Annotated in this window: 24 protein-coding genes; 11 read left to right on the plus strand and 13 right to left on the minus strand. The window is 66.5% G+C overall.

Going from position 1 to position 23,343, the window contains the following annotated elements; translation table 11 throughout:
* Positions 1-84 precede the first annotated feature (84 nt).
* Positions 85-1,038 (plus strand): endonuclease/exonuclease/phosphatase family protein, encoded by a 954-nt coding sequence (locus ACFWUP_RS14565; RefSeq protein WP_379234336.1) that lies wholly within the window; start codon positions 85-87, stop codon positions 1,036-1,038.
* 106 nt (positions 1,039-1,144) lie between these two features.
* Here ACFWUP_RS14565 and ACFWUP_RS14570 read toward each other — a convergent pair whose 3' ends face one another.
* Positions 1,145-1,795, minus strand: a complete 651-nt coding sequence (locus ACFWUP_RS14570) for a winged helix-turn-helix transcriptional regulator (RefSeq protein WP_379234338.1) — start codon at positions 1,793-1,795, stop codon at positions 1,145-1,147.
* A gap of 133 nt (positions 1,796-1,928) precedes the next feature.
* Here ACFWUP_RS14570 and ACFWUP_RS14575 point away from each other — a divergent pair, with 133 nt between their 5' ends.
* Positions 1,929-2,813 (plus strand): alpha/beta fold hydrolase, encoded by an 885-nt coding sequence (locus tag ACFWUP_RS14575; protein ID WP_379234340.1) that lies wholly within the window; start codon positions 1,929-1,931, stop codon positions 2,811-2,813.
* A 24-nt stretch (positions 2,814-2,837) separates the two neighbouring features.
* On the opposite strand, the gene ACFWUP_RS14580 is transcribed toward ACFWUP_RS14575, so the two are convergent.
* Positions 2,838-3,566 carry a helix-turn-helix domain-containing protein gene (locus tag ACFWUP_RS14580; RefSeq protein WP_379234341.1) on the minus strand — a complete coding sequence of 243 codons (729 nt, stop codon included), beginning with the start codon at positions 3,564-3,566 and terminating at the stop codon, positions 2,838-2,840.
* A 255-nt stretch (positions 3,567-3,821) separates the two neighbouring features.
* On the opposite strand from ACFWUP_RS14580, the gene ACFWUP_RS14585 reads away from it, so the two are divergent.
* Both ACFWUP_RS14585 and ACFWUP_RS14590 read left to right on the plus strand, forming a co-directional pair.
* Complete coding sequence (locus ACFWUP_RS14585; protein WP_379234343.1) at positions 3,822-4,634, plus strand: alpha/beta fold hydrolase; 813 nt, start codon at positions 3,822-3,824, stop codon at positions 4,632-4,634.
* 39 nt (positions 4,635-4,673) lie between these two features.
* Entirely contained in the window at positions 4,674-5,081 is a 408-nt protein-coding gene (locus ACFWUP_RS14590) for a hypothetical protein (RefSeq protein ID WP_379234345.1), read from the plus strand.
* Positions 5,082-5,147: 66 nt separating this feature from the next.
* On the opposite strand, the gene ACFWUP_RS14595 is transcribed toward ACFWUP_RS14590, so the two are convergent.
* Positions 5,148-5,753 carry a TetR/AcrR family transcriptional regulator gene (locus tag ACFWUP_RS14595; protein ID WP_379234346.1) on the minus strand — a complete coding sequence of 202 codons (606 nt, stop codon included), beginning with the start codon at positions 5,751-5,753 and terminating at the stop codon, positions 5,148-5,150.
* Between the two features lie 57 nt (positions 5,754-5,810).
* Here ACFWUP_RS14595 and ACFWUP_RS14600 point away from each other — a divergent pair, with 57 nt between their 5' ends.
* From ACFWUP_RS14600 to ACFWUP_RS14610, 3 genes are all read left to right on the plus strand, one after another.
* Complete coding sequence (locus ACFWUP_RS14600) at positions 5,811-6,659, plus strand: alpha/beta fold hydrolase (protein WP_379234348.1); 849 nt, start codon at positions 5,811-5,813, stop codon at positions 6,657-6,659.
* A 79-nt stretch (positions 6,660-6,738) separates the two neighbouring features.
* Positions 6,739-7,923 (plus strand): NAD(P)/FAD-dependent oxidoreductase, encoded by a 1,185-nt coding sequence (locus ACFWUP_RS14605; RefSeq protein ID WP_379234350.1) that lies wholly within the window; start codon positions 6,739-6,741, stop codon positions 7,921-7,923.
* A 10-nt stretch (positions 7,924-7,933) separates the two neighbouring features.
* Positions 7,934-8,872: a sigma-70 family RNA polymerase sigma factor gene (locus ACFWUP_RS14610; protein ID WP_379234352.1), complete on the plus strand. Its 939-nt coding sequence runs from the start codon at positions 7,934-7,936 to the stop codon at positions 8,870-8,872.
* A 7-nt stretch (positions 8,873-8,879) separates the two neighbouring features.
* On the opposite strand, the gene ACFWUP_RS14615 is transcribed toward ACFWUP_RS14610, so the two are convergent.
* The gene (locus ACFWUP_RS14615) at positions 8,880-9,500 is read right to left on the minus strand and encodes a DUF6461 domain-containing protein (protein WP_379234354.1); all 621 of its coding nucleotides are present in this window, start codon (positions 9,498-9,500) and stop codon (positions 8,880-8,882) included.
* A gap of 443 nt (positions 9,501-9,943) precedes the next feature.
* Here ACFWUP_RS14615 and ACFWUP_RS14620 point away from each other — a divergent pair, with 443 nt between their 5' ends.
* On the plus strand, positions 9,944-10,411 hold the full coding sequence (locus tag ACFWUP_RS14620; protein WP_379234356.1) for a hypothetical protein: 468 nt from the start codon (positions 9,944-9,946) through the stop codon (positions 10,409-10,411).
* A gap of 82 nt (positions 10,412-10,493) precedes the next feature.
* Here ACFWUP_RS14620 and ACFWUP_RS14625 read toward each other — a convergent pair whose 3' ends face one another.
* The 8 genes from ACFWUP_RS14625 to ACFWUP_RS14660 form a co-directional block, all read right to left on the minus strand.
* Positions 10,494-10,979 (minus strand): hypothetical protein, encoded by a 486-nt coding sequence (locus ACFWUP_RS14625; RefSeq protein ID WP_379234358.1) that lies wholly within the window; start codon positions 10,977-10,979, stop codon positions 10,494-10,496.
* A 181-nt stretch (positions 10,980-11,160) separates the two neighbouring features.
* Positions 11,161-11,778 carry a class I SAM-dependent methyltransferase gene (locus ACFWUP_RS14630; protein ID WP_379234360.1) on the minus strand — a complete coding sequence of 206 codons (618 nt, stop codon included), beginning with the start codon at positions 11,776-11,778 and terminating at the stop codon, positions 11,161-11,163.
* Positions 11,779-11,809: 31 nt separating this feature from the next.
* A complete protein-coding gene (locus ACFWUP_RS14635) occupies positions 11,810-12,880 on the minus strand; it encodes a metallophosphoesterase (RefSeq protein ID WP_379234362.1) in 1,071 nt (356 codons plus the stop codon).
* 167 nt (positions 12,881-13,047) lie between these two features.
* Complete coding sequence (locus tag ACFWUP_RS14640) at positions 13,048-13,779, minus strand: HAD family hydrolase (RefSeq protein WP_379234364.1); 732 nt, start codon at positions 13,777-13,779, stop codon at positions 13,048-13,050.
* Positions 13,776-16,100, minus strand: coding sequence for a glycoside hydrolase family 65 protein (locus ACFWUP_RS14645; RefSeq protein WP_379234365.1), 2,325 nt, complete (start codon positions 16,098-16,100; stop codon positions 13,776-13,778). The genes ACFWUP_RS14640 and ACFWUP_RS14645 overlap by 4 nt, the downstream gene beginning before the upstream one ends.
* Positions 16,097-17,116, minus strand: coding sequence for a carbohydrate kinase family protein (locus ACFWUP_RS14650; protein ID WP_379234366.1), 1,020 nt, complete (start codon positions 17,114-17,116; stop codon positions 16,097-16,099). The genes ACFWUP_RS14645 and ACFWUP_RS14650 overlap by 4 nt, the downstream gene beginning before the upstream one ends.
* Positions 17,117-17,150: 34 nt before the next feature.
* Positions 17,151-18,626, minus strand: coding sequence for a sugar porter family MFS transporter (locus ACFWUP_RS14655; protein ID WP_379234368.1), 1,476 nt, complete (start codon positions 18,624-18,626; stop codon positions 17,151-17,153).
* 131 nt (positions 18,627-18,757) lie between these two features.
* Positions 18,758-19,933, minus strand: coding sequence for an ROK family protein (locus tag ACFWUP_RS14660; RefSeq protein ID WP_379234370.1), 1,176 nt, complete (start codon positions 19,931-19,933; stop codon positions 18,758-18,760).
* Between the two features lie 136 nt (positions 19,934-20,069).
* On the opposite strand from ACFWUP_RS14660, the gene ppk2 reads away from it, so the two are divergent.
* Complete coding sequence (ppk2, locus tag ACFWUP_RS14665; protein WP_379234372.1) at positions 20,070-21,005, plus strand: polyphosphate kinase 2; 936 nt, start codon at positions 20,070-20,072, stop codon at positions 21,003-21,005.
* A 5-nt stretch (positions 21,006-21,010) separates the two neighbouring features.
* Here ppk2 and ACFWUP_RS14670 read toward each other — a convergent pair whose 3' ends face one another.
* On the minus strand, positions 21,011-21,748 hold the full coding sequence (locus ACFWUP_RS14670) for a hypothetical protein (protein ID WP_379234374.1): 738 nt from the start codon (positions 21,746-21,748) through the stop codon (positions 21,011-21,013).
* 133 nt (positions 21,749-21,881) lie between these two features.
* On the opposite strand from ACFWUP_RS14670, the gene ACFWUP_RS14675 reads away from it, so the two are divergent.
* Together ACFWUP_RS14675 and ACFWUP_RS14680 are read left to right on the plus strand one after the other, a co-directional pair.
* Positions 21,882-22,625, plus strand: a complete 744-nt coding sequence (locus ACFWUP_RS14675; RefSeq protein WP_379234376.1) for an NAD-dependent deacetylase — start codon at positions 21,882-21,884, stop codon at positions 22,623-22,625.
* A gap of 24 nt (positions 22,626-22,649) precedes the next feature.
* Positions 22,650-23,306 carry a CPBP family intramembrane glutamic endopeptidase gene (locus ACFWUP_RS14680; RefSeq protein ID WP_379234378.1) on the plus strand — a complete coding sequence of 219 codons (657 nt, stop codon included), beginning with the start codon at positions 22,650-22,652 and terminating at the stop codon, positions 23,304-23,306.
* The last annotated feature ends 37 nt before the right edge of the window (positions 23,307-23,343 follow it).

A 23,343-nucleotide genomic window follows, 5' to 3' on the forward strand; every position in this document is an offset into this window, starting at 1 on the left:
CGCGGCGCTGCTCGCCGCCACAGACTCGCCGTGAGCAGAACTCCCGAATTCGCGTCCGTTCTCGCCACGTGCTTGGCTGGCCGGATGCGAGCGCAGGTAGTCCGAGTCGGTGTCGGTGTGCTGGCCGGGGCAGCGACCTTGGCCGGGGCGGCTGGGGTCCCGTTGCATTTCCTCCGTTGGCCGCTGGAACCGCTCGTGCTGGCAGCGTCGGGGGCGCCCTATCTGATGGGCGGTGCGGTGATCGGTGCCGTCGGTTTCGCGGCCACCAAACAGTGGATCGCGACCGGTGTGGCGGTGGTCGTGGTGGGCGCGGGGATCGCGACCCAGGCGCCACTGTATTTCGCGGAGCCCGGCGGTGACGGTCATCCGATCATGGCGATGCAGGCGAACCTGCTCTTCGACGGCGCCGACCCTGCAGCGCTCGTCGACCAGGTCCGCACCCGTGACATCGCGATCCTCACCGTCAACGAACTCACCCGCCCCGCCGTCGACGACCTCGCCCGCGCCGGCCTCGACCAGCTCTTACCCCACCGCTACCTCGCCCCCGGCCAGACCGCCAGCGGCACCGGCATCTGGAGCCGATTCCCGTTGTCCGACACCGTCGAATACGACGGTTACGTCCTCAACCAGATCTCGGCCACCGCCACCGTCCCCGAGGTGGGCCCGGTCTCGATCTACGCCTTCCACCCCGTCCCACCCGTCTACGACACCGGAGTCTGGGCCGACGAACTCGCCCGCCTCGACGAAATCCTGCGCCGCTCCCCCACCCGCCCCACCATCGTCGGCGGCGACTTCAACGCCACCTACGACCACGCCCGCTTCCGCGCCATGACCACCGGCCGCTTCGCCGACGCCGCAGCCCAAGCTGGTGCCGGCCACCTCGTCACCTACCCCACCGACAAGCGCATCCCCCCACTGGTCGGCATCGACCATTTCCTGTTGGCCGACGCCCACGCCACCACCGTCGAAACAGTCGACCTCCCCGGCGCCGACCACCGAGCCCTCGTCGCCGACGTCGTCCTCACCCCGACACGCTAGAACGAATCATCCACCTGAACTGCAAGTAGAGGCGGTTCCCACGAGTGGGCGGCGAAGTGGCTCTGTGATTCGAATCCACTGCCCAGGCCGAATCCTTCGCATCAGGTCAGAGCGATAATCCGAACACCGAAGCCAAAGCGGGTACCGCTTCGGCTTCGCCCGTGACCGTTAGCTTCCCGGCGCCGAGGGCGTCCGCCAATGACAGTGTGCCGCTGTTGATCCCGACGAGAGTCGATGTGTCGGTAACGATCGATACTCGCGGTGACTCGCTTGTCGTCGCACGGACACGGATATTCCCGCCATCGATGTCGACTCGGTACGCATGCTCGCCGATATGCAACGCGTAGACGCCGTTCGCGGCTCGTGCGGCGTCGGGATCGAACCTCGCTTGCAAGCCGAGCGCGAGCAGGTCCGGCGAGATGAACTGCTGGTCGGTGGGCTCGCCGAGACGGGCTAGTCCCCAGTGCGCGAGCCCGACGAGAACCGGGCGCAACTCCTCCCCGTCGGCAGTGAGCTGATAGACGGTCGAGGCCGCGGGCGGAGGAAGTGTCACTCGGGTGATCACCCCGGCCGTTTCCAGCTGTTTGAGCCGATCGGTGAGCAGCCCGGTCCCGATTCCGGGAAGACCGTCCAGAAGGTCTTTGAAGCGTTGCGGACCGAGCAGCAGATTCCGCAGCAGCAACAGCGACCAACGCTCACCGAGCAGATCGAGTGCCACCGCGAGCCCGCAGTACTGGTTGTAAGAGCGCTTCGCCACCCATGCAGCATATCAACACCGAACCTTGTACTTCAATATTCACATGTGCTAACTTCACAATCATGAGGTCGAAGGGTGAAGTCCGAGGCACCGGACTTTCCACAGCAGAAGGAACTGCGAGGAGCGTTCGAAGATGAAACAGATCGGTCGACGTCACAGCGCCAACCTCGGATCAGTCCACGAGGTCGAACTCACGCACGGCAGGATCCGGTACTACGACACCGGTGAAGGTCCACCGGTGGTTTTCGTTCACGGGTTCATGATGAACGCCAACACATGGCGCAATGTGGTTCCCAACGTCGCGGCTGCCGGCCATCGCTGCATCGCACCGGACCTTCCCCTGGGGGCACACAGCATTCCCGTTCCAGCGGCCGACCTCACCCCACCCGGCGTCGCCGACCTGCTCGCCGACCTGCTCGACAACCTCGACCTCACCGACGTCACCCTTGTCGCCAACGACTCCGGCGGCGTCGTCGCCCAGTGTCTGTTGACACGAAACCCTGACCGTGTTGCCCGCGTCGTATTCGCCTCCGTGGACTGCTACGAAGCCTTCCCTCCGACGCGATACAACTGGCTGACCAAAGCCATCAGGATCCCTGGAGTCACCCGTGCAGTCACCGAGATCATTCGCGTTCGCGCCTTGCAGCGACTGCCGTTCACCTTCGGCCCCGCGACGAAACGACCAATTCCTGATGACGTGATGGACAGCTTCCTGCTGCCGAGCCGTCACAGCGCCGCGATCCGCGCCGATTTGAGTCGGTTCGTCGCTCGGGGAGTGAACAACAAATTCACTCTCGACGTCGTGCCCGAGTTCGCCTCCATCACCAAACCGATCCTTGTGGCTTGGGCACGCGAAGACCGACTCGTCCCAGTCGAATACGGTCAACGACTCGCCAACGACCTGCCCAACGCCACTCTCGTACTCATCGACGACTCCCGCATGCTGCTGCAGGAAGACCAACCCGACGCACTGTCCGATGTGGTCATCGAGTTCCTGCGGCAACACGCAACCAGATAGCGCCGGTAGGCGAGTGCGACCGTGTCACGACTCCCGTTCTGCTGCGTGTTCGGCCAGTCGCTCTTGCCATTGCGCTATCGCCTGGCGCAGCGCCGCGCCCACGATGACGACGAACTCGCCGGAGAGTTCGAAGCGCGCGCCCGCGGGGGTGTCGGGGCCGAGCACTTCGACGCCGCGCCGAGTGATGGCGGCCAGGGCGTTCTGCATCTGCAACGACGCAACGAGATTGCGCAGCCAGATGTCGTCGTCGATGACATAGCGTTCGCGCCGCGCGCCGGGCACCATTTCGCGGCGAAGCATGCCCTGCTGTTCGAGGAAGGCCACCGCGTTCGAGATCGACGCGGGGCTCACGCGCAGTCGCTCGACCAGTTCGGCGGCGGTGAGCGCGCCCGCGTCGGTGATCTGCAGGCAGGCCAGCACTCGGGCTTCCATGCGCGGTAGGCCCTGTTCGATGAGCAGGGCGGTGAACGATTCGGCGAAGTCGGCGACGGCCTGGGGGTCGCGTCCGTAACTGCCGTCGGCGAGCGGCGGCGCCGAGGGCTCGGACTGCTTGCGTCTGCGCGCGCGCCGCTGCGTGGCTTCCTGTGCGCGCTCGGCCCGGTAGTCGTCGGGGCCGCCGTTGCGGGTGACCTCGCGCATCACGGTCGACGCGGGACGGCCCAGCGTTCGCCCGATCTCGGCGTAGCCGAGTCCTGCTGCGAGCCCCGCGGCGATGTGCTCGCGGTCCGCGTCGGTGAGTCTGCCTCCTGGCATCGCTGCTGGTCACCTCTCTCGTCGACCGGTACGGAGCTCGTCACCGGACCACGACCAGTATGCATTCACTCTCATCTCATTGCAATACGCAACGCGATCCAGCCTTTGCATTCACTCTCATAACCATTGCAATGGGAACCCAATTTGATGCTCTACCTAGCCTTTTAACCGGAGCAAAGTATTGACAGAGTGGTGAACGCAATCTATGTTTTAGTCATCAGTAAATACTGAACACCGCAACGCAAGGACACGGCAATGACTTCCTCGAACACCACCACCGCCCCCTGGACCGGCAAGGTCGCGATCGACGACACCGAACTGGCCGTCACCGACACCGGCGGCACCGGAACCCCGGTGATCTACCTCAACGGCCAGTTCGCCACCCAGGGCTACTGGCGCCGGGTCATCGCCGACCTCGGCCCCGGCTACCGCCACATCGCCTTCGACGAGCGGGCCCGCGGCAAGTCCAAGAAGTCGGCCGACTACTCCTTCGACACCTGCGTGCGCGATATCGACGCGATCCTCGCCGCCAGGGGCATCACCGAGAAGCCGATCGTGGTCGGCTGGTCCTACGGCGCCTACCTCGGCGCGCACTGGACCAGCCGCAACCCCGACGCCGCCATCGGCGCGGTCCTCGTCGACGGCGCGTTCCCCTACGACTGGCTCGACGAGGCCATGGAGCTGCGAATCCGCAAGCTGTTCAAGCGCTTGAGCTGGGTACTGCCGCTGGCCCGACCGACCGGCCTCGCACCCCGCCTGACCGCCCAGCAGCAGGCCGACAGCAACATCGAACTCGGCAAGCTCTCGGGCGTGAACCAGCTGAGCCCGGTGCTCAACGCCATCACCGTCCCGGTCCGCTACGTGGTCGCGTCGGGAACCTCGTTCGGCAGCAAAGGCGACGAGCAGGAAAAGATCCGCGCCGGCCTGGACGCCGTGCTCGCCACCAACCCGAACATCCGCATCAGCGCGAAGGTCCCCAGCAACCACGGCGCGATCCTGCGCAAGGACTTCCGCGCCATCGCTGACGCCGTCCGCGAGGTCGAAGCGACATTGTCGGCAACCAACTGAATCCCTTCCCTCGCAACAACACTCAAGGAGATCACCATCATGTCTGTCACCCTCACCGCCCAGGAAAAGGCCACTCTGCGAACCGCCGCGTACGGCGCCGTCTCCCTCCTCGCCGCGGCCGGCGCGTCCACCAGCAAGCCGCACAAGATCGCCACATCCGGCAGCATCGCGCTGTCGTCGGCGACCGGCCTGGTCGGACACGTCCTGGCCGAGAAGTCCGGACGCATCGCACTGAGCGGTTCGTCCGTCGCCGAACTCGCCGATCAGGTGCTACCCGCTCTCACGGCGGCGATGAGCCTGCTCGGCAAGCACGACCCGGTCGAAGCCGAGAACTTCCGCAACACCATCACCGTCGCCGTCGACACCGCCCGGCTCTTCCAAACGCAGCCGAACCCGACGATGGCCGACATGACCGACAAGATCACCGGAGCACTCACCGCCGCGTGATGAAACATCCACTCACACAAAACCACAGCCGTGTCACAGGGCCCGTGACACGGCCACTGTGGTGTGTCAACGATCGACGGCAGCGCCCTCGGCCAGCACATTTTCCACCCGCGCCGCCATCGCCCGACCGGCCGCACGCAACGGCTCGGCCGACCGCAATGTGCGGCCCAGGATGAACGCCCCTTCCAGCGCGGACAACATCGCCAGAATGAGCTCACGCGCCGCGGATTCCGCCACTCCGCGATTGCCGAAATACGTTGCGCCCTGGTCGATCCAGTCCCGCATCACTTCGGCGGCGACCTCCCGCAAGGCTGGTTCGCTGTCGGCGATCTCCCCCGCGACGGTGCCGACGGGGCACATGTTCATCCACTCGGATTCTTCGAGCGTGCGCGCGGCGTCATCGAACACGGCCGGTACGGCCACCCGCAGATCCTCGTGCGGGTCCATCAGCAACGGCAGCAACTGGATGTAGACAGCTCCCGTGCTGCGCAATGCCTCGGCCGCGATCTGCACCTTGCCCTGCGGAAAGTGGTGATACAGCGACCCCATCGGCGCACCGGCGGCGGCGGTGATCTGTTTGACGGTGACCGCGCTGTACCCGTGCACCCGCATCAGCTCGGCGACCGCAGTCACGAGCCGGTCGCGGGTAGTCGTTGACATCTGCTCGCTCACTCCACCAGACTAGAGCAAACGCACTAGAGTGAACGCTCTAGTCGAACGGAGGATGTCATGCCGACCGTCGAACTCGCCGCGGGCCGTATCCACTACCGCGAACGCGGTGATGGCCCCCCGGTGGTCCTGCTACACGGACTGCTGATGAACCACACGGTCTGGGACACGATCATCGACGACCTGCCCACCGGCTTCCGCTACGTCCTGCCCGACCTCCCCCTTGGCGCCCACCCCGAACCGATGAACCCCGGCACCGACCTGAGCCTGCGCGGCCTCAACCACCTCGTCGCCGACTTCCTCACCGCCCTTGACCTGCACGATGTCACCCTGGTCCACTCCGACTGGGGCGGCGCACTTTTCCTCACCGCCTACGGACTCGACCAGCGCGTCGGCCGCCTGATCATTTTCCCCAGCGAAGCCTTCGACAACTTCCCTCCCGGCCTCCCCGGCAGACTCGCCGTCCTCGCCGCGAAACTCCCCAGCGGCATCACCCTGGCCCTGCGCCAGATGCGCATCGGTTGGCTACGCCGCAGCCCACTGATGTTCGGCCAGATGACCACATCCGACCTCCCCGCCACCCTCATCCATGCCTGGACCGAACCCGGCCTTCGCGACGCCGGTATCCGCGCCGACGTCATCGCCTACCTCCGCTCCGGAGTAGACAAACGCGCCACCATCGCCAATACCGAAGCCCTACAGCACTTCCCCGGCGAAGCCCTCATCCTCTGGTCCTCAGCAGGCAAACTCATGCCCCGAGCCCACGGCCCCCGTCTAGCCGCCCTTATCCCCCACGCCCGCCTCATCGAAATCGACAACGCCTACGTCCTGTCCATGCTCGACCAACCCACCGCAGTAGTCACCGCCATCACCGACTTCCTCACCACTTCCCATATCGGAAGTGAGTGACCCACATCACTCAGCAGTCCTGTCAGGAATTCGTGAGCTGTCTCGTTCAGGGTGCACGCGAACCAGACAGGAGCGAATCATGAAGCATCGCATCGTCGTCCTCGGGGCCGGATACGCCGGAGCATTCTGTGCCGGAGCCTTGGCCCGCCGACTCCATTCCGACGACTTCGAGATCTCCGTCGTCAATGCCGAACCCGATTTCGCCGAGCGGTTGCGCAATCATCAGCTCGCCGCCGGTCAGGATCTGCGGCATCTGCCGTTGGCGGAGATGTTCGCGGGTACCGGTATCCGGTTGCACGTGGCGCGGGTGACCGGGATCGATGTCGAGCAGAAGTCCGTCACGATCACCGACGGACGCACTATCGACCGCCTCGACTACGACACCCTGCTCTACACACTCGGCAGTACCGCGAACGACAACGATGTCCCCGGTGTCGACGAGCACGCTTTCCACGTGGCATCGCGCCCGGCCGCACTGCGACTGCGCGCCCATCTCAACGCGCTCGGCGAGGACGGAAAGGTGCTGATTGTCGGCGGCAACCTGACCGCGATCGAAGCCGCCACCGAGATCGCCGAATCCCATCCGGAACTGCGCGTCAGCCTCACCACCCGCGGCGAGCTCGGCGGCTGGCTGGGCACCACGGCCCGCCGTCACCTGCTCGACGCCTTCGACCGGCTCGGCATCACAGTCCACCAGAACACCGCCATCGAGCGGGTCGAGGCAGGGGGCGCAGCGGCTGCCGACGGCACCGTGTTCGCAGCCGACGCGACGGTGTGGGCCGCCGGTTTCGCCGCCCATCCGATCGCCGCGGCCAGCGGTCTCACTGTGGAATCCACCGGTCAGATCACCGTCGACCGTCAGATGCGTTCGGTCTCGCAACCCGACGTCTACGTCGCCGGTGACAGCGCTTTCGTCATCGGCGACAACGGACAACCGTTGCCGATGTCGTGCGCCTCGGCGGGTTTCACCGGCATGCAGGCCACCGCCACGATCGTCGGAGACCTCACCGGACGCAAGATCTCGACGAAAACGCTGCCGTACGTGGGCAACCACATCAGCCTCGGCCGCAAGGACGGGCTCTTCCAGGTGGTCGGCGGTGACGTGCGATCGAAGTCGTGGGCCCTGCGTGGTCGGGCGGCCGCGCGTGTCAAAGCGGCGATCCTCGGTGCCAACCCGTGGAGCCTGAGCCACCCGACCTTCGGACTGCCCAGTCGCCGATACCGCGCGGCCACTACCCGAGATCACGACGCAATCGCCGCCTGAAGTCGTGCTCATGGACACCGCCACCGTGGCGCATTTCGAGGCCAGCCGCAACAGGCTGGCCTCGATCGCCTACCGCCTGCTCGGCTCGGCCGCCGACGCCGAGGACACGGTGCAGGACGCGTTCCTGCGGTGGCAGGCCGCCGACCGGACCTACGTCGAAGTGCCAGAGGCTTGGCTGACCAAGATCGTCACCAATCTCGCACTCGACCGACTCCGTTCGGCGAAAGCACGCCACGAACGCGCCGTCGGCACCTGGATGCCCGAACCCCTGCTCGACGGCGACCCGATGCTCGGCCCTGCCGACACCGTCGAACAGCGCGAATCGGTGACCCTCGCCGTGCTGGCGCTCATGGAACGACTGTCACCGGTCGAACGCGCCGTCTACGTCCTGCACGAGGCCTTCGCCTACCGGCACGCCGAAATCGCCGACATCCTCGACCTCACGGTCGCCGCCAGTCAACAACACCTCCACCGCGCCCGCGCGCGAATCACCGTCGCCCGCAACAACACTGACATCGACCAGCGGTCAGCCCGCCGCATCGTCGAGGCCTTCGTCGACGCCGCCTCCTCCGGCCACACCGAACGCCTGATCGCGCTGCTGACCGACGATGCGACCGGCGTCTCCGACGGCTTCGGCGGCCTGTCCGCGAAACTGATCCGCTACTCGAACCCGCGCCGCCTCGCCCGCGCGGTGCAGGCAGGTTTCACACCAACCCCCGCCAAACGCAAACTCGCCGGCGGTTCACCCTCGATCCACGCTGCGGTGGTCAACGGCTGCCCGGCCATCGTCTTCACCGTCGAGGACCGCGTCCTCGGTGTAGCGATCCTGGAGATCCGCAACGGCAAGATCGCGGAAACCCGCAGTATCGCCGCCCCCCACCGCCTCGTCCGCTTCGCCGCGCAGTGGCACCACAGCGACCACGAAACCTCGCTGATCCGAACCTGGTAGGGGTCGTCTATGCGGATGGAGGTCGGAGTCGGCCGCTGAGGACAGGCCGTTGGATGAGGTCATCCCACGGGACTCCGGCGCCGAGGTTCTCGGCGAGTTTGTAGAACAAGCCGCGCAATCCCAGCGGTCCGTACTCATAATCGTCGTCGTCGAGCCGCGCTCCGTGTGCGTACATCTCGACATCGAAGCGGTGCGGGTCGCTGCCGGTCCGGTCTTGCGGAGCGAGGTTCATACTCCGCAACGTGTGAAGTCCGGTGACGAGCTCGCCGTTCTCGGCGTAAAGGAATTCCACCATCGGCTTCTCGTTGTAGTGCAGTACGAGAGCAGCGGTTCCGGCTGAGGCCCGACGGACGAGGTCTCGATCTTCGACACACTTCATGCTGCCGTTTTCCCAGGCCCACGCCCACCGGCCGTACTGTCCCGCCGTGACCACATACGCGGGGTATTCGTAAAGCAGGTCGCCGAACTCGGCATGGAAGTCGTCCTGCTCACGCACCGCCACCGTGCCCTGATCGACGCCCATCCGCTCCAACAACTCTTCGGCCGTCACGTCACGCGCGAAGGTGAGGCTGAGCAAAGGTAGATCGCGCCCATACATCCACCCCAGCCCACCGGTCTGCGCACTCATGACGCACTGAGCTTCCCGAAACTCCTTGCACGCTCGGCATTCTCGACCAGGGCGAGACGGCACGCCTTGCGAAACCATCCGCCATGGCAGGCACAGTCAGCAGCTGAAACAGTCATAACGGCACAATCCCATGAAGCACTGACACTTTTACCCGCAGGAGAAGCCAGCGGCGGTCTATCGCGAGATAGGCTCATCCGGCACGGGAGGCGACCGGGGAGCGTCGAAGGTTGGCGACATATGGCTGACCCAACCGGCTGCGGTCGCCCCTCCCGGTCCGTCGGCGCCTCAACCAGCGGCGCGAAACGGCCCTCCCTCGCTCGAATCGCGGTATGTGTGGATATCTTGTTCGCCGCGGTAACGACGGAATTCCGCTAGCCGATGTAACAATTGATTCGAGCCAAATCACGCCATCGCCCTTGCCGCAACGCAGTTGAAAGGCTGAAATGTCGCACCGGAGAAGTGCCAGGATTTCCCTCGCAGGCGGCGCGGTAGTGGCCGCGCTCATCGCCACCAGCGCGCCCGCCGCGGCCTCGAACTACATCCCCGTCGAGCTCCCCATGACCACCACGGGCGCCCACGGCCTCGGCTGCTCCGGCGACGTCTGGGGAGTGGGCAACGTCTACCCCGACGGCGACGTCCCCGGCACTGTGGACATCCAGCTCAAAGGCTGGCTGAAGGTCTTCGGCGTACCCGCCCCCTGGTGCACCCTGGCCCCCACCGTCTGGTGGCGCAACCTCGACACCGGCGCCACCGGCCAAGCCTCCACCTCCCTCGGCGCCTGGCAACCCTTCTTCTGGTCGGCCCCCGTCGTAGGCAACCTCCGCCTCGTAACCGGCCCCGGACAAGTCGAGTTCACCCTCACCACCGACCTCCCCCACACCCCGAGCATCACCAACTTCCAGGTGTACTGACACCGACCCCGGATTGCACGGAATTCACCCCGCGGCCCCAGCGGTCCTCGCTCGGCGCGCATAGAGCTGTTGCTGGGCGCGATCACGGTCCCACGCCCGTGTCATTCGAGGGCGGCGATGGCGGTGACAAGTCCCTGACGGCATTGTCGTATTGGTTGCGATCGAACAGGAACGGGCCGAATCCGGTGTAGTCACGAGTGGGGCGGTAGGGCTGTTCGAAGCAGTCCCATACGACCAGGTCGCCGGTCAGGGTTATGCGGGTCAGCAGTGGCCAGCAGTCCATTTCTCCGCAGCTGCAAGCAAGTACGGGGGTCTTCTTCCTCCTGGTGAGGCGAGAGAATCCGTGGAAATGGTCCGTCGCCGACTCGAAGCGGACGAATTCGGGTACGAGCCCACCGTAGGCGTCACCTGCGGGCTGCATATCGGCGCAGATTTCGAAGGTGTCGATGAGATCGGTCAGCGGAATGGTGTCGATGCGGGGCACGATGCGGTGGACGTCGATGCGGCCGGGCCATGGTCGATAGTCGAACTCGATCTCGCTGGTGGCAGTCGAACGCTTGCGCTGCAAGCGCCTCCGAGCGGGAATCACCGGCTGAGGCGTACGACGCCCTTCTCAGTTGAAAGAGTCACGGCGCCACCGTATCCAGCGATTGCCGATCCCGCAAAGGGGACGCGCTGCCAAATGTCAGCTCACACGGGCTGCGCCATATCTGCCCGATTTCGGCGGCGCCTCTGGTAGCCGAGGGCCCTCACCGACTCCTGGCGACCCCAAGTGACAACGCCGCCAACGCTTTCGGCCCGCCGGGCTGGTAGAAGCGGTCGAGTTCGGTGATCTCGAAACCCGCGTCGGTGATCAGGCTCGCGATGTCGCGGTTGAGGTGGCAGCCGCCGGCGACTTGTTGCTGGATGGGGTCGAGGCGGTGCTGCCAGGTTCGCACCGATTCGTCCGGGGCGAGGCCGTGTTCGACGAAGTGGAGGGTGCCGCCGGGGCGGAGGACTCGGCGGATTTCGGCGAGGGCGGAGGCGATGTCGGGGATGGTGCACAGGGTGAAGGTGGACAGGGCGGTGTCGAAGGTGGCGTCGGGGAAGGGTAGGGATTGGCCGTCGAGGCCGGCGCGGTCGATCGGGATCGTGCTTGCCGCAACACGTTTGGATGCGATCTTCCATGCGACGTCCACCGGCTCGACTCCGCTGACCCGGTCGACGGTCGCGGGATAGAAGCCGATGTTGTTGCCCGATCCGAAGCCGACTTCGAGGACCGCGCCGTGCAGCCCGGCGCAGGTTCGTTCGCGGAGTGGCCCGTTCTGGGTGACGCCGCAGACCTTGTCGACGATGTGCGGCAGGATCCGGTCGGTGTAGAAGCCCATCCTTCGATCATCCTCCCGCCGGGGGCGCGGATCAGCCGATTCGGCGGTTGAAGACCTGGGTGCTCGCACCCGAGGCGGGGTCGACGGTGAGTACGCGAAGGTTCGCCGAGTCCGCGGTGAGGTCCATGACCATGAATCCCAGCTCGTGCTGGGTTTCGAACAGTGCCGGGTTGGGGCCGGTGCGTGGCTGGCCGCTGGAGGTTTTGCCTGCCGCACCCGAGACGATCTGGCGGGTGCCCTTGGTCGCCGGAGTGGGTTCGAGTACCTGCAGGGTGTGATCGTGGCCCGAGAGCACGAACGACACCTTGCCCAGCACATGGTCTTCGAAGAACCGCTTGGCGTGCACGCCGTTGATCGGTTCGATCGGCAGGCCTTCGTAGCTGCCCGCGTTGCCGTGCGGACCGTTGCTCAGGTAGGGGTGGTGGGTGCAGGCGATCTTCCACTGCGCGGTCGATTCGGCGAGTGCGCGGTCGAGCCAGGCGCGCTGTTCGTTCATGTACGGGCCGTCGACGGCCCAGTAGGGGTCGAGCAGCGGCGGAATGTAGGCGGCGAGCGGGTTGAGGTCGAGGACGAAGAACTCGACGACCGGGTTCTGTTCGGGCACCCGCACCGAGTAGTAGCGGCTCGGCATCCACCAGCGCGACGACTTCGCGTGGTACTCGACCTCGTGGTTGCCGCGCGCGAGCCAACCGCCATCGCCGGGGAACACCCCGGAGGTGTCGTGGTTGCCCAGCACCATGGCCCACGGGAAATCCAGGCCCGCGTTGGGGTTCTCGAATTTGGTGGCGAACTGTTCGTCGTCGGGGCCGCTGGGGCCGCTGTCGTAGATGTTGTCGCCGAGGCCGACGGCGAGGGAAAACGGTTGGCGCGCATGGTATTCGCGGGCGGCGTCGGCGACGGCCCATTGCGGGCGGGTGCCGGTGCCCGCGTCGCCGGTGATCAGGACTCGAACGTGGCGCCCGGTCTTCGGGGCGAACTTGGGCACCTCGGCGGGGACGGCCGCCGCGGGGGTGAGTCCTACCAGTGACAGCCCGGCGACCACTCCCGCGGCGCCGGCCAGAACTTCACGACGGCCGATTCCGTTCGAGAACTGATCGTGCATGGTCACCTTCCGGGTAGGGGCTCAACCGGCCTGCTCGAGGCATGATCGCGACGTCGCAGCCTAGACCAGACGGCCGGGTCGAATCATGCGATCCGAACCTAGCTTCAGCCGATGTCGCGAACATGAACACACAACAAACTTGGTCGATTGTTCAGTTGCGACGCACCCTACCTGGAACTGTCTCCTTCCAGAAGGTTGGCCAGGTCGGTCACCACCTCGTTCGCACCGGCCTCGATCAACGCCGCCACCCCGGTTCCCCGGTCGACTCCGACCACCCAGAACCCACCGCGATGACCCGCCTCGACCCCCGACACCGCGTCCTCGATCACCACGGTCCGCGCGGGTTCCACTCCCAATTCCTTCGCCGCCGTGAGGAACATGTCCGGCGCCGGTTTACCGGCCAGCTGATCACGTTCGGCGGTGACACCGTCGACGACCACCTGAAACCGGTCCAGCAACCGGGCGGTCTCGAGCACGAGCACCGCATTGCGCGAACTCGAGACCACCGCCATCGGAATCCCAGCGGCCCCGAGAAGATCGACCACCCGCAGCGACCCCTCGAACACCTCGACCCCGTCACCTCGGATGATGTCGGTGAACCGGACGTTCTTGCGGTTGCCCAGACCGTGCACGGTCTGCGCGTCGGGCGGGTCGTCGGCTGACCCGTCCGGCACGCTCACCCCGCGCGAGGCCAGCACCGACCGCACCCCCGCCGACCGTGCCTTGCCGTCCACCAGCGCGAAGTAGTCGGCATCGGTATAGGGCGCGGCGTCGGGTGCCACGGTCGGCAGGAACTCGGTGAACAGCACCGACCACGCCCGCCGGTGCACCGCCGCGGTATCGGTGAGCACACCGTCGAGGTCGAAAAGCACTGCCTGCGAAGCCAAGACGTTCGTCACGCAGCGACCTCGACGGGCACCCCGGGTTCGAGGGTCACCGGCCGACCCCACACGCTGATCTGCTCGCTCGGTCCGTCCCCGATCAGCGTGAATCGTGCGTCACCGTGCCCGAGATCGGCCCGTACCGTGCGCCCACGCCAGTGCACCGAAAACCGCAATCGCTGCCACGACTCCGGCAGCGCGGGCGAGAAATGCAACCCGTCGGCCGAGGCCCGGAAACCACCGAACCCGTGGGTGGCGACCTGCCAGGTGCCCGCCGCGGACGCGATGTGAATGCCCTCTTCGGTATTGCCCTGGTTGTCGTCGAGGTCGACGAACGCCGACCGCCCGAAATACCGTTCGGCCGTGCGGGAATCACCCACCTGCAGTCCGACGATCGCATGGATCGACGGGCTCAGCGACGACTTGTGCAGGGTGCGCTGCTCATAGAATTCGTAGTTCGCCCGCCGGGTGGCCAGCGAGTACTCGTCGGGCAGCAGATGCAGCAGCATCACCACGTCGGGTTGTTTGAGCAGCGAGGTGGTTTCGCAGTTGAAATGGTTGTAGCCCTCGGGGTAGCGCGGCATGTCGTTGTCGTCCCATTCGACGATGGGCACGACGGTGCGCTCGAAATAACCGTCGAACTGTTCGATCACCCCACAGTCGGGATCGGTGGGGGCCTGCAAGCGATCAGCGGCGGCGAGCCATCGGCCCGGTTCCTCGGGATCGAGCCCGATCGAATCCATCAGGGCGCGGAGTTGCTCGGGTCGTTCGGCCGACATCCGCTCGTAGACCGCCGCTGCCTGCAGCAGGTGCCAATGCACGAGCTTGTTGGTGAAGGCGTTGTTGTCGACGTGGGAATGGAATTCGTCGGGTCCCATCACCATCCGGATGCCGAGCGAATCCCCCTCCGGCACGCACCGCTGCACCCAGAACCGGGCACCCTCGAACAGAATCTCCGCGCCCTCGCCGAACAGGTAATCGTCATCGCCGGTGACCGAGGCGTAGCGCATGATCGCGTAGGCCACATCGGCGGTGACGTGCAGTTCTTCCTCGCGGGTGTAGAAACGATCCTTGCCGTCGGGGGTGTATTGCGGGCATTCCTCCCGCCCGGTGTCGGCCGATTCCCAGGCGAAGCGGGCGCCGCCGGTGCCGTTGTCGGCGGCCACTTCCCGCGCACCGGGCAGCGTGTGGTGGCGGTAGCCGAGCAGGGCGCGGGCCGCACGCGGCTGGGTGAACAGGAAGAACGGCAGCAGCATCACCTCGGTGTCCCAGAAGACATGACCCCGATACCCTTCGCCGGACAGCGATTTCGCGCCGATGCTCACGGTCGGATCGTCGGGGTCGGCAGCGATGAGCAGGTGATAGATCGCGAACCGCAACGCCTGGGTCACCCGGTCGTTGCCGACCACTTCGCAGTCGGCGTCGGCCCACACCCGATCCCAGGCCGCCCGGTTCGCCTCGGCCGCGGCATCGAAGCTCACGGCGCGCGCCACCGTCTCCACCGCTCGCTCGCGCGGCGGGTCGACGGCCCGATAGTCGCGACTGGTCGCGATCCCGACAAGTTTGTCGACGCGCACCGATTCGCCTGCACCGCAGTCGAATTGCCATTCGACCTCGATCGCGTCGTGCCGGGAACGCTGTTGACGCCGCCCGCCCTCGCCCGTGCAGGTGAAGGCGTAGGCGAGGTCGATCCCGCTGTCGATGGTGCGGCTGGCGATGACACCGACCTCCCCCTCGAACCCCGCACCGGCCGACACCAGATGCGTGGACTTGGCCCACTTGTCCCACTTGCGTTCGTACCCGAAGGCCGTCTGCTCGCGATAGGTCGGCAGCCGTTCGAGATTGCGCCGATGCGCGTCGACACCGGTGCGCACCGTCACCGCACCCGCCCGATCCAGGCAGGTCACCTCGATCCGCAGACAGCACAGATCCCGGTCAGCAGTGCTCGCGAACCGAGACGTGCGCAACCGGGTCCGCGACCCGTCCGGCAACTCGAACACGGTGTCGCGGTGCAGAACTCCGCACCGCAGATCCAGTTCACGACGGTGCTCGACCACCGTCGCCGACTCGGTGTCCAACCGCACCCCGTCGACGAAAACCTCACTGTCGAGCCAGTCCGGCACGTTCACCAGGTCGATCACCGGCGAGTCGTAGGCGTCGTACACCCCGGCGATGAACGTGCCAGGCAAGGCCCCGGTATGGCGTTCCTCGAGCGAGCCTCTGGTCCCGAGACGCCCGTTGCCGACGGTGAAAATCGTCTCGAAGTAGTTGGCGCGCTGCGGATTCCAGCCGTCCTCGACCACCGACCAGGTCGTGGCGGTGCGGGTGGATGCGTTCACTGCCCCACCGCCTCGGCGCCGTAGGCCTCACGCAACTGCTTGTTCGTCTCGGCCAGTGACCGGTACACCGCCAGGTCCTTGCCCGAACATCGTTGCGCCCCCATCGCATTGCCGTAGCGGGCGGCGGTGACGAAATCACCGGACGCCAGGTAGCCGTAGGCCATGCCGGCGGCGAACGAGTCACCGCAGCCGGTGGTGTCGATGACGTTCTCGACGTGGATGCGGGGCACGATCTCCTCCCGCATCGCACCGTCGGGGCCGAGAAAATACATCGCGCAGCCTTCCTCGTCGAGGGTGACACACACCGCCTTCACGCCACGGCGCAGACAGTGCAGGGCGAACTCCGGCAACTGCTCTTTGGGCAGCGGTTTCCCGAATTCGTCGGGGTCACCGCCGGGCGGCGGGAACCAGGCCCGGCCCGCCTCTTCGAGATTCATCTTCATGATGTCGATCGTGGGCAGCCAGGCGTCGCGGTCGATCCAGAGCCTGCTCACCCGGTGCCCGGCGGCGGTGAGCGCGACGGTGGGGCCGTGGCAGTCGAGCAGGATGAGGCCGTCGCTGTTGGCGCGGATATAGGCCAGCGTCGGCTGGGCCACCTCGTAGTCGGTGATCGGCACACACACGAAAGCATCGGAGTCCAAGGCGAATTCGACGTCGGCGGGCGAGATCGGGTGCATGAAACCGGTTTGGCGTTCGTCGCGGAAGTTCTGGTCACGGAAGCGGAGCTCCACCACGTCACCGCGGTCGCTGGCCGAGCGGATGCCGGTGAGGTCGACATTGTCGAACCGCGACAGCTGCTCGGTGATCGGCCCCAGATCCCGTTCGCGCACATGCACGATCGGGCGGACCACGTCATCGGGACCGAGCAGCGAGGCCAGGGCGGCGACGGTGTAGAGCGCGCAGCCGTATTTGTCGATGACCTCGCCGCGATGGGTGACGACGTGGTCGAACGGAATCGGGCCGAGAACAGCGATCTTTCGGCCGGAACGGGCAGCAGAGGGCACGGAAGAAGACATGGCGGAGCTCCGGAACTCATCGAGCGGAAAGTGGTCAGGCTTTGGCGGTGGGGTGTTCGTATCCGGCGGCCTCGTCCATGTCCTCGAGCGACATCCCCTTGGTCTCGGGCACGAACTTGGCGACGAACCCCAGCGACAGCAGCGCGAACACCGCGTACATCCCGTAGGCGAAACCGAGCGAGAACGTCTTCAGGCTGGGGAACGAGACCGTGATCGCCCAGTTCGCCGCCCACTGGCCTGCCGCGGCCAGCGACAGCGCGGCACCGCGGATCCGGTTCGGGAACATCTCCCCGAGCAGCACCCACACGACCGGGCCCCAGCTCATGCCGAAGAACACGACGAACAGATTCGCCGCGACCAGGGCGATCGGACCCCACGCGCCGCTCAGGTGCGGTTCGAGCACGCCCTCGGCGTTGGGCACCTGATCGGCGGCGCCGAAGCAGATCGCCATCGTGGCCAGAGTGACGGTCATGCCGATCGACCCGGTGAGCAGCAGCGGCCTGCGCCCGACCTTGTCGATGAGCATGATCGCGACGATGGTGGTGGCGATATTGACCACGGAGGTGAACACGCTGATCTGGAACGACTGCGATTCCTCGAAGCCGACGGCCTCCCACAGCACGTTCGAGTAGTAGAAGATCACGTTGATGCCGACGGCCTGCTGGAACACCGACAGCATCAATCCGACCCACACGATCGGGTAGAGCCCGCCGCCGGGACGACGCAGGTCCTTCCACGACGGCTTGGTGTCGCTCTGCAGGCTGTGCTCGATCCGGTTGATGGTGATCTCGAGGTTCTTCTCACCGAACAGCATCGACAGCACGCGTCGCGCCTCGGGGATCTTGTGCGTGGCGACCAGATAGCGCGGCGATTCGGGAATCGTCGAGGCCAGCACGCCGTAGACCACGGCGGGGATCGCCATCGACAGGAACATCCAGCGCCAGGCCTCCAGACCGAACCACAGCGTCTCGCTCGCGCCACCGGCGAGTTCGGCGAGCACGTAGTCGACCAGCAGTGCCAGGAAGATGCCGAGCACGATGGCGAGCTGTTGCAGGGAACCGAGCCTGCCGCGGATGCGCGCGGGTGAGGTTTCGGCGATGTAGGCGGGCGCGATCACCGACGCGACGCCGACTCCGACGCCGCCGATGATGCGGCCGAGGACCAGGGTCCACACGTCGGGGGCGAAGGCGGTGACGATCGCGCTGAGGAAGAACAGGACCGCGGCGATCTTCATCACCTTGAGCCTGCCGATGCGGTCGGCGATCCGGCCCGCGGTCATCGCGCCCGCCGCGGCACCCAGCAGCGCCGAGGCGACGGCGAAGCCGAGAACGGCGTCGGCGACATCGAATTCGTCTTGGATGGCCGAGACAGCGCCATTGATCACGGCGCTGTCGAAGCCGAACAGCAACCCGCCCAGCGCCGCGACGGAGGCGATCAGCACCACGCGGTTGCCGGATCCCTCCCCGTCGGGAAGAGCGGATCGGTCGGTGAAGGAGCCTCCATCGTGCATCGGCTTCGTCCTCTCCACGGCGGGCGTCATTGCCTCGCGAGTAGCAGTGTGAATCAGATCACAGTGTGCACCGAATTCGATGACACATGCAGGAATTCGCCGAATCGAGCCCAAATCGCCGTGTTTTGTGTTCAGGAAATGAACACCGCGTGGTCTGCATCGGCGATCGCCCGCGCGATCGCACCCAGTAGATGGGTCTGCGCGCCGAGCATCGCGGGACGGATACGCAACGCGGCGGCCGCCGAGGGCACCCCGCAACGATCGACCACCTGCTGGATCGACGGAATCAGGATCTGGGCAGCCTGCGCGAGTTCGCCACCCAGAACCAGCAGCTCGGGATTGAGCACACTGCACACTCCCGCCACGGCGGCGCCGACCTGCCTGCCGACGTCGTCGAGCACCCGCACGAACGCGCGATCACCGGCGATCGCCCGGCGCACGACCTCCTCGATCGTCAACTCACCCGCGGTCGGGGCCAGCAACGACACCACAGATCGCGCCGAGACCAGCGTTTCCAGACACCCACGGTTCCCGCACCGGCACACCGCGCCGAACTCGTCGACCGTGGTGTGCCCGATCTCGCCCGCGGTGCCCGCGACCCCCGAATACAGGCGCCCGCCCACGATCAGCCCGGCACCGACCCCTTCGGACAGCTTCAGATAGACCATGTCGGTGGTGCCGGCCCCGGCTCCCCACTGATGTTCGGCGAGCGCACCGAGATTGGCGTCGTTGTCGACCACGACCCGCACCGGCAATTCCAGCGCCGTGGCGGCCAGCGCGCTCGCGTCGACGCCCACCCAGCCGGGCAGGATCGACGGTGAACCGACCCGACCCGTCGTGCGGTCGATCGGGGCGGGCAGTCCCATCGCGGCGCCGACCACCGCGCCACGGTCGATGCCCGCGTCGTCGAGCGCGGTGTCCAGCAGCCGACGGGCGCGGTCCATGGCCTCCTCCGCCGACAGGCCGACGGGCAGGTCCGTGCGGGTTTGCGCCACCACGTGGTGGGTCGGATCGCTGATGCCGACGGTGAGGTGACGGTGCCCGAGATCCACGCCGACGACGAAACCCGTTCCGCCGGTCAGTCGCACGGAATTGCGTTTGCCACTGCGCTTTTCGATGTGCAGGCTGCCCGCGCCCGCGAGATCGCGCACGATGTTGGAGATGGTCGCCGGGGCCAGGCCGGTCGCCCTGGCGAGGTCGGCCTGGGTGGCTTGGCCCTGCCGGCGCAGCTCTTCGACCACGCGCGCCCGGTTCTGGTCGCGCAGCGCGGTCGGTGAGCCGGGGCGTCGACCATTGCGCCCGGTCACCCGATCACCGCGAGTATTGCTGAGTCGAGCATCTTCCGATTGTGCACCTTGCCCGTTGGTGGTGCGGGCAGGTTGGCGCGGGGCCGGGCACCGGGTGTTCATCCGGTCGACACGTGCGTCATTTAGCGTCCGAGAGATGACCGATGTCGAGATCAGTCCGATCCCCCGTGATATCAGCGAGATCGCCGATCTCGCGACCGCCGTGAACCTGGCCGACACCAGCGGATTCACCGTCGACGACAGCGACGACGACGACCCGATCCTGCTCACCGAACCCGGCGGCCTTGTCGTGGACACCTGGCGTGAGGGCTACCCCTACGACGAGCGCCTCTCGCGCCTGGAATACGACCTCGACAAGCGGCTGCTGCAGATCGAACTGCTGAAACTGCAGAACTGGGTCAAGGCGACCGGGCGCCGCATCGTCATCGTGTTCGAGGGTCGCGACGCCGCGGGAAAAGGCGGCACCATCAAACGTTTCATGGAACACCTCAATCCGCGTGGCGCCCGGGTGGTGGCGTTGGAGAAGCCGTCCACGCGCGAATCCACGCAGTGGTACTTCCAGCGCTACGTCGAGCACCTGCCCGCCGCGGGTGAGATCGTGCTGTTCGACCGTTCCTGGTACAACCGTGCCGGGGTGGAGCGGGTGATGGGTTTCTGCACACCCGAAGAGCATCGACGGTTCCTGGCGCAGGTGCCGCTGTTCGAGCGGATGCTCGTCGACGACGGCATCGACCTGGTCAAGTTCTGGTTCTCGGTGTCGCCGCTGGAGCAGCGCACCCGCTTCGCGATCCGGCAGGTCGATCCGGTGCGGCACTGGAAGCTCTCGCCGATGGACCTGGCCTCCCTCGACAAGTGGGACTCCTACACCGCGGCCAAGGAGGAGAACTTCGAGCACACCGACACCGACCACGCGCCGTGGATCGTGGTCAAGAGCAACGACAAGAAGCGCGCCAGGCTCAATGCGATGCGGCACGTGCTGAGCGGGTTCGATTACGACAACAAGGATGTCGAGATCGTCGGCACCGCCGACCCACTGATCGTGGGCCGCGGGCGCGAGGTCATCGGTTCCTGAAAGCTCTAGCGGCTCAAGGCGATTCGGTGCGCTTCGAGCATGAGCGCGGTGAGTTCGTCGCGCTCGGCGTCGTCGAGGACGTCGAAGCAGGGTGCGATCAGTTCGTCGGTCAGTTTCTCGGCCGCTTCCCAGCGCGTGCGGATGTCGTCGGTGACCGGCTCGAACGGTTCGGCCCAGCCGAGGAACTTCGCGTGGCCGGGGCCGTCGTAGATCGGTGAGCCTGCGACCAGGATCGCCTGCAGTGGGGTCAGGCCGTTGGCCAGCACCGCGATCAGGTGCAGGCCGCCGCGCAGTTCGCGCAGCACGTGCGTCAGCTGTAGTGCCGCGGCCCGACCATCCTCGGGCACCGGCATCGCCCGCCAACCGGCGAACAGCGGCAGCCCGGCCGACGGAGCGGCGTCGACAACCCGTCGCAGTAGTTCGGCGAGCCGGTCGGCCCGGTCGAACGCGGCAAGTTTGCGCTCTCCGAAACCGCGACACGCGAGCATGTACTGCGTGGCGGCATCGGCGGCGGGCATCGGCACCGATTCCCACGCGGCACGCACACATTCGGGTTCGAAGAAGCCGAACGCCGCGGTCACCACGTCGGCGTCGACGTCACCGAGCACGCCGCCGCGTCCTCGCGTGTAGGCGCCGTGGAACCCGGACACTCCGGTTGTTTCCCCGAACGCCCTGACCTCGCGCGAGATCATGAACGCCCCACCGAGTTCGAGCACCTGCTGTTTGACCGCCGCCGACGTCATTCGCCTGCCACCTTCCGCTGTAGTCCACTCCAGGCAGACTTTAGCGCTCCATAGTCAGATGCGATAGCCCTTCGCGAAGACAACGACCGAAATCCCGTCGACCACAAGGATCGTCGCGCCCTACGCTGAAGCCATGACCAACCAGCTCGTCGCGATCCTGTCCGGCGCCGGTGTCTCCACCGACAGCGGCATCCCGGACTACCGTGGCCCGGCGGGCCTGTGGCAACGCGACCCCGACGCCCAGAAACTGGTCACCTACGACTACTACATGGCCGATCCCGACATCCGCCGCCGATCCTGGCTCATGCGCGGCGAACACCCCGCCTGGCGCGCCCGCCCCAACCCCGCACACCAGGCCGTCACCGTGCTGGCCGCGACCGGGACGGCTGTGCGCGTGATCACCCAGAACGTCGACGGGCTACACCAGCTCGCGGGCCTGCCCGACCGTAAGGTCCTCGAACTGCACGGCAACGCGCGCACGGTGCTGTGCACGTCCTGCGACGACCGCACCACCACCGAGCAGGCCCTCGACCGCGTCGCCGCCGGTGAACCCGACCCGGCCTGCCTGCGCTGCGGCGGGATCCTCAAAACCGCGACGGTCATGTTCGGGCAGGCACTCGACCCCGAGGTGCTGGGTCATGCGATGGCCATCGCGCAGGCCTGCACGGTGTTCATCGCCGTCGGCACCAGCCTGCAGGTCCAGCCCACCGCGTCGCTGGCCGGTGTCGCCGCCGAGCACGGCGCCCGCCTGATCATCGTCAACGCCGAACCCACCCCGTACGACGACCTCGCCGACGAGGTCGTGCGCGAACCCATCGGCACCGCACTGCCCGCTCTGCTGGCGACGCTGGGCGCGACCGACGCCGAGCACCGCTAGCCGGCACCCGTTAGGCTCGGACGCATGACCGTCGACACCGGCCTCACCAGCCGGAAGGCCTGGCTCACAGCCGAATTCGTTACTCTGTTCTTCGGTCTGACCGGTTTGTACGCGGTGTTCCTGCGCGGTGTCGGCCCGCTGCCGTTCCTGCTGGTGATCACCGTGGGCGTCGTGATCTACCTGCGCCGCACCGGTTTCGACCGGCGCTCGTTCTGGCGGGTCGACGCGCTGCGGCCTGCGCTACCGGGCATTCTCGCGCTCTGGGCAGTCGCCGCGGTGGTCCTCGTCGGCGCGGTCGCTGTCTTTCGGCCCGGCTCGGTGTTCGATCTGCCCCGCGAACAGCCCCTGATCTGGGTGCTGGTCCTCGTGTTCTATCCGCTGGTCAGCGTCTATCCGCAGGAACTGCTCTTCCGCGCTTTTCTCTTCCACCGCTACGCCCCCGTCTTCGGCGACGGTCCACGCATCATCGCCGCCAGCGCCCTCGCGTTCGGTTTCGCCCACTTCACCGTCGGCAACTGGGTCTCGGTGCTGCTGAGTACTGCGGCGGGCGCACTGTTCGCGATTCGATACCGGCACACCCGATCGCTGCTCACCACCTCGGTCGAACATGCTCTGTACGGCATCCTGGTCTTCACCGTCGGTCTCGGCGACTTCTTCTATCACGGCGCCGCGGCGGGGTAATTGAACCGTTGGCGCGGGGACGCCGTATCACTGGGTG

Source organism: Nocardia sp. NPDC058658, assembly GCF_042716665.1.
Lineage (GTDB): Bacteria > Actinomycetota > Actinomycetes > Mycobacteriales > Mycobacteriaceae > Nocardia.

Coding starts and splice junctions, on each gene's coding strand:
- ACFWUP_RS14565 (WP_379234336.1), top strand. CDS start 85: ATGCGAGCGCAGGTAGTCCGAGTCGGTGTCGGTGTGCTGGCCGGGGCA.
- ACFWUP_RS14575 (WP_379234340.1), top strand. CDS start 1,929: ATGAAACAGATCGGTCGACGTCACAGCGCCAACCTCGGATCAGTCCAC.
- ACFWUP_RS14580 (WP_379234341.1), bottom strand. CDS start 3,566: ATGCCAGGAGGCAGACTCACCGACGCGGACCGCGAGCACATCGCCGCG.
- ACFWUP_RS14585 (WP_379234343.1), top strand. CDS start 3,822: ATGACTTCCTCGAACACCACCACCGCCCCCTGGACCGGCAAGGTCGCG.
- ACFWUP_RS14590 (WP_379234345.1), top strand. CDS start 4,674: ATGTCTGTCACCCTCACCGCCCAGGAAAAGGCCACTCTGCGAACCGCC.
- ACFWUP_RS14600 (WP_379234348.1), top strand. CDS start 5,811: ATGCCGACCGTCGAACTCGCCGCGGGCCGTATCCACTACCGCGAACGC.
- ACFWUP_RS14605 (WP_379234350.1), top strand. CDS start 6,739: ATGAAGCATCGCATCGTCGTCCTCGGGGCCGGATACGCCGGAGCATTC.
- ACFWUP_RS14610 (WP_379234352.1), top strand. CDS start 7,934: ATGGACACCGCCACCGTGGCGCATTTCGAGGCCAGCCGCAACAGGCTG.
- ACFWUP_RS14615 (WP_379234354.1), bottom strand. CDS start 9,500: ATGAGTGCGCAGACCGGTGGGCTGGGGTGGATGTATGGGCGCGATCTA.
- ACFWUP_RS14620 (WP_379234356.1), top strand. CDS start 9,944: ATGTCGCACCGGAGAAGTGCCAGGATTTCCCTCGCAGGCGGCGCGGTA.
- ACFWUP_RS14630 (WP_379234360.1), bottom strand. CDS start 11,778: ATGGGCTTCTACACCGACCGGATCCTGCCGCACATCGTCGACAAGGTC.
- ACFWUP_RS14635 (WP_379234362.1), bottom strand. CDS start 12,880: ATGCACGATCAGTTCTCGAACGGAATCGGCCGTCGTGAAGTTCTGGCC.
- ACFWUP_RS14650 (WP_379234366.1), bottom strand. CDS start 17,116: ATGTCTTCTTCCGTGCCCTCTGCTGCCCGTTCCGGCCGAAAGATCGCT.
- ACFWUP_RS14655 (WP_379234368.1), bottom strand. CDS start 18,626: ATGCACGATGGAGGCTCCTTCACCGACCGATCCGCTCTTCCCGACGGG.
- ppk2 (WP_379234372.1), top strand. CDS start 20,070: ATGACCGATGTCGAGATCAGTCCGATCCCCCGTGATATCAGCGAGATC.
- ACFWUP_RS14670 (WP_379234374.1), bottom strand. CDS start 21,748: ATGACGTCGGCGGCGGTCAAACAGCAGGTGCTCGAACTCGGTGGGGCG.
- ACFWUP_RS14675 (WP_379234376.1), top strand. CDS start 21,882: ATGACCAACCAGCTCGTCGCGATCCTGTCCGGCGCCGGTGTCTCCACC.
- ACFWUP_RS14680 (WP_379234378.1), top strand. CDS start 22,650: ATGACCGTCGACACCGGCCTCACCAGCCGGAAGGCCTGGCTCACAGCC.